We start from the raw sequence: 3,993 nt of genomic DNA, 5'->3' as shown, positions 1-3,993 counted from the left end.
TCTTGGACGAACAAATTGCTACAAGCGAAACCACATTAACCACGCTCGATCCCGGGGAAGAAGCAACGACATCGCTTGACGTTATCATCAAGGGAGCGGACATGTCCCAATCAATTATTGATGCCATTGAGCGCGTCTGGAACCTCGTGCGGCTGTACAATCTCCGCGAGGGTCACGAGCGCGTCGACGACGCGCTCCCGGACGCGATGACCGAACCGCTCCCGGACGGCCCGGCAGCGGGCGCCGCCCTGGACCCGGGTCGGTTCGAGGCGATGCTGGACGACTACTACGAGGCCCGCGGGTGGACCGGCGAGGGCGTTCCGGTCGACGAGACGCTGGCGCGGCTGGACCTGCAGGAGGTGGCACCATGACCGAGCGAATCGACCTGGACGACGTCGAGGTAGAGACCGACGATGAGGGGGGCGACGACGGCGACTGGCTGTGGCGCGACGACGACGCCGAGGACATCGACGGCGACCGGGGGACCGCCGCGAACCGGTCCGGGAGTCCAGCGACGCAGTCCGACGAGAGCCACGGGTCCGGTGCGGAAACGGACAGCGAGGCTGGCGGCGATGTGGCCGGCGACGCCCAGGGTAATCGCATCCCGCACGTCCCTCGGGAGGGGTCGAGCAGCCCGGCGGGCATTCCGAAGGACCGCGGCGGTTCGGGCGCGGGCGCGTCCGCTGACCAGAGCGGTCAGAACGAGGGTGGCGGTCAGCGGGACGAGACGGAAGCGGGGACTGCGGACGAGGCGAGTGCGGCGAGCGGTCCCCACGGCGGTGGCGTCGACGAGATGGCGACGGCGTACACGTTCGAGGCCGTCCAGCGCCTCGCCGACCCGCGGCTCGCGCTCGGGGAGACCAACGAGTGGTCGGACTGGGTGGGCCTGGTCGGCGACGTGCCCGCGCACGCAATCAACGCCTTCCTCCGGGAGCACCAGCTCGACATCGACTTCTTCAACGGCTCCGGGGACGGCCCCGCGGAGCGACTCGCCGCCATCGACGAGCACTCGATGTTCTACTCGGAGCGGATGGTGGTCGTCGGAACCGACGACGAACAGTGGATCGCGGAGGACGCCGACTGGGAGTTCGTGGCCGTCGAGGAGGCGGCGGAGCGCGCTGGCTGGTCGCTGTCCGAGTGAGGCGGGCTGTCGGTCCCGTGCCCGGTCCGGGGGAATGATTTTTCACCCGTGCGAACTATTTACATGATATGGTGTCGCGAAACGCGGTAGCCAACACGGGGTGGCTTCCGGTCGTCGCACTGCTGGTCCTGCTGTGGGCCATCGTCACGGCGGTCAACGTGGTCGGCCAGATGCAGGCGTACGCCGGTGGCGACTACGTCGGCCAGCCGTTCGTCAGCGGCGCCGTCGGGTTGCTCGTGTTACTCGGGTTCGGCGTCGCCGTCGCGTACGCGTACAGCGAGATGGGACGCAGCGAACCGGCGCCGGAGTCGTTCCCACCGGAATGATGTACGAGTGCGCCGAGTGCCAGCACATGGCGCGCCTGCCGGGGTGCGAGACGAACCGCACCACGCGTGAGTGCCCGGTCTGCGGCGACGTGACCGCGTGGCGCGTGGCGTTCGAGAACGAGGGAGTGAGCGACTGATGGAGTTCGACGCCAGCCAGCGACTGCTCGACGCGGCCGACGAGTGGGCCGACAAACGCATGACGGACCGGGAGGACGCCCTTGAGACGAAGGTCGAGCAGGCGCTACTCGAGGTCGAACACCTCGTCTCCGGTCGGGAGTCCGTCGACTTCGACGTGGACGGCGAGACGGTGCACTACGAACCAAGCGACGAACTCGCCGCGTTCCTCGAGCAGCAGGCGGCGGCGAACGGTATCGACCCGGAGGCAGTGCTCGCGATGCACGCAGACCTGTTCGCGACGGTGTTCCTCGACACCTACGACGAGGAACGCCCGCCGAACGCGCCGCCGACCGAGTGACGGAGGCCGAACCGGCTCAGTCTACCGTACGCACCGCCGCCTGCGCCGTGCCGACCACAACGTTTTCCACGGGCCATGCCCTACGAGAACACATGACACACAAGGATTCCGGCTGGGAGCCGGACGGAGAGGCGATGCAGTACGACGGCGACACGGTCGAAGACCACGCTGTCGGCGCCGGCCAGGTCAACGTCGGCGAACAGGACGTCGACCCCGCAGACCCGAACCCGGACGGCGAAGACGACTAACCGCGCTTTCTGTCACGCGACGAGGTCGCGCTCCAGTTCGACGAACCCGGCGAGCATGGTCACCGCCGCCAGGTAGAACGCTTCGTCCGTTTCGGCTTCGACGGCGTCGACGAAGTCGTCGACCCACTTCGCGAGGTGTTCGTCGAGGAACACGCGCTCGAACCCGACAGCTTCCGTCTGGCCGGCGCGCTGTCGAGCGATGAGGTTGCGCAGGAAGAGGAGTTCGACGCCGACGAAGTCCCCCTCCTCGCTGAGTTCGTCGTGGCCCCCCCACCCGGCGGCGCCGTAACTCGCTTCGACCTCCGCCAGCCCCGTCGACAGGAAGTCCGTGTCGTCCCGGAAGTACGTCTCGTGCGGCTGGACGGGCGGCCGCGGTCCGACGAACAGCTTCGTGTACGTGACGTTCAGGTCGTCGGCGACGTCCCCGGGGTCCTCGCCCTCGCGCTCGGCGACGAACTCGTGGAGGTACTCGAACCCGCGGTCGAGGTCGTCGTTGACCGACTCCTCGGGCGTGTCGAGGCCGCCGCCGAGGAGGCGCTCGACGAACTCGGGGTCGGGGACGTCGTACAGTGCGTCGACGAGGTAGTCGACGAGTTCGAGTCGCGCGTCGTAGAGTGCCTGCTGGTCCAAGCTCATGGTCACCTGTCGTAGACGAGTTTCGCGCGGCAGTCCCCGCAGTACTCGAAGATGTCGCCGGTCGTGTCGGAGGCGATGCCCGCGACGACGTCGCCGACCTCGTCGCTGATCTTCTCCGCTGACGCCTCGCTCGTGAACGGTTTGCCGCAGCGACGGCACTCCCGCATCTCGCCCTCCGCGACCGTTGTCCAGGCGTCACCGTCGTTGTGCTCGGGGAGCAGTTCGACCTCGAGGCCGCCGTCCACGCGGATGGCGTCCTCCATGCAGCCCGCCTCGCAGAGCCCGCAGTGCACGCAGCGCTCGTGGTTGAACTCCAGGCCGGCGTCCTCGCGGCGGAGCGCGTCCGTCGGGCAGAGGTTCGAGCACGTCGGCGTGAACGTGCAGTCGTCGTTCACGTCGACGCGGCCGAACGAGTCCAGGCCGGTGATCACGTCGTCGGCGTCGACGTGCGGGAGGATGGCGCGCACGCTCTCCAGCGCCCACTCGTGGGTGTTGAACTCGGGGTTCGGCGTCGACCCGTCGGCCACGCCCGTCGCCTCGTGCCCCGTCGGCACGGGGGACTCGTCGATGCCGGCGTCGACGAACTGGCCGACGTTCTCCGCGAACGCTCCGGGGTCGTCCGGGGCGGGCGCGAAGAAGGCGACGCGCTCCCCGAGGCCGAGGTCCGACGTCGCCCGGTTCAACCGGGTCACGAGTTCCGCCTTCGGGTCCGGCCCGGAGTGCAGGCAGTCGCCGCCACAGCCCACGATGGCGACGCCGTCCGCGCCTGCCGCCAGCCGCGTGCAGGACGTGGGCTTCGCCCACGGCATCCGCGCACGGGACGTCGACGGAGAGCAACGGGGGATAGTCGACCGCCTCGCCCTCTCTGGCGCGGCGGCCGTACGCGTCGAGCGTCCGGGACGCGCGCTCGCTGCAGACGAACGCGACGACGTCGGTGTCGAGGCCGTCGGCCGAGAAGACCAGTCCCGAGCGGTCCTCGGGCGTGAGCAGGGTTTCCACCTCGCGGGCGATGCGCTCGTTGGAGGGCTCCCGGGCGCGAACGGCGCCGGTCGGGCACGCGCTCGTGCACGCGCCGCAGGACTGGCAGGCGACCGGGTCGAACTCCACGCTGTCGACGGTCGGCCGGTCGACCGCGCCGTGCGGGCACGCGTCCGAGCACTCGGTGCA

Annotated in this window: 7 protein-coding genes and 1 pseudogene; 6 read left to right on the top strand and 2 right to left on the bottom strand. The window is 69.3% G+C overall.

Features of this window, described 5'->3' with window-relative positions:
• The 6 genes from GRX66_RS17095 to GRX66_RS17070 all read left to right on the top strand — a co-directional run.
• The coding region (locus tag GRX66_RS17095) for an aldehyde ferredoxin oxidoreductase C-terminal domain-containing protein (protein WP_233745619.1) at positions 1-371 on the top strand (371 nt) is incomplete at its 5' end.
• Positions 368-1,141, top strand: a complete 774-nt coding sequence (locus GRX66_RS17090) for a DUF7124 domain-containing protein (protein WP_159527593.1) — start codon at positions 368-370, stop codon at positions 1,139-1,141. The genes GRX66_RS17095 and GRX66_RS17090, both read left to right, overlap by 4 nt.
• Positions 1,142-1,209: 68 nt before the next feature.
• Positions 1,210-1,467, top strand: a complete 258-nt coding sequence (locus GRX66_RS17085; protein ID WP_159527592.1) for a hypothetical protein — start codon at positions 1,210-1,212, stop codon at positions 1,465-1,467.
• Positions 1,464-1,604, top strand: coding sequence for a hypothetical protein (locus GRX66_RS17080; protein WP_159527591.1), 141 nt, complete (start codon positions 1,464-1,466; stop codon positions 1,602-1,604). Before GRX66_RS17085 ends, GRX66_RS17080 begins: the two co-directional genes overlap by 4 nt.
• The gene (locus tag GRX66_RS17075) at positions 1,604-1,942 is read left to right on the top strand and encodes a hypothetical protein (RefSeq protein WP_159527590.1); all 339 of its coding nucleotides are present in this window, start codon (positions 1,604-1,606) and stop codon (positions 1,940-1,942) included. The genes GRX66_RS17080 and GRX66_RS17075 overlap by 1 nt, the downstream gene beginning before the upstream one ends.
• Positions 1,943-2,034: 92 nt before the next feature.
• Positions 2,035-2,190 carry a hypothetical protein gene (locus GRX66_RS17070; RefSeq protein WP_159527589.1) on the top strand — a complete coding sequence of 52 codons (156 nt, stop codon included), beginning with the start codon at positions 2,035-2,037 and terminating at the stop codon, positions 2,188-2,190.
• 12 nt (positions 2,191-2,202) lie between these two features.
• Here GRX66_RS17070 and GRX66_RS17065 read toward each other — a convergent pair whose 3' ends face one another.
• Positions 2,203-2,826, bottom strand: a complete 624-nt coding sequence (locus tag GRX66_RS17065) for a TorD/DmsD family molecular chaperone (RefSeq protein WP_159527588.1) — start codon at positions 2,824-2,826, stop codon at positions 2,203-2,205.
• A gap of 2 nt (positions 2,827-2,828) precedes the next feature.
• A pseudogene (locus GRX66_RS17060) lies at positions 2,829-3,993 on the bottom strand (hydrogenase iron-sulfur subunit); the annotation flags it as partial.

It is taken from the genome of Halobacterium bonnevillei (assembly GCF_009831555.1).
GTDB lineage: Archaea > Halobacteriota > Halobacteria > Halobacteriales > Halobacteriaceae > Halobacterium > Halobacterium bonnevillei.
Note: the sequence above shows the minus strand (reverse complement) of the source record. Positions and strands in the feature narration are given on the sequence as shown.

Coding starts and splice junctions, on each gene's coding strand:
- GRX66_RS17065 (WP_159527588.1), bottom strand. CDS start 2,826: ATGAGCTTGGACCAGCAGGCACTCTACGACGCGCGACTCGAACTCGTC.
- GRX66_RS17075 (WP_159527590.1), top strand. CDS start 1,604: ATGGAGTTCGACGCCAGCCAGCGACTGCTCGACGCGGCCGACGAGTGG.
- GRX66_RS17085 (WP_159527592.1), top strand. CDS start 1,210: ATGGTGTCGCGAAACGCGGTAGCCAACACGGGGTGGCTTCCGGTCGTC.
- GRX66_RS17070 (WP_159527589.1), top strand. CDS start 2,035: ATGACACACAAGGATTCCGGCTGGGAGCCGGACGGAGAGGCGATGCAG.
- GRX66_RS17080 (WP_159527591.1), top strand. CDS start 1,464: ATGATGTACGAGTGCGCCGAGTGCCAGCACATGGCGCGCCTGCCGGGG.
- GRX66_RS17090 (WP_159527593.1), top strand. CDS start 368: ATGACCGAGCGAATCGACCTGGACGACGTCGAGGTAGAGACCGACGAT.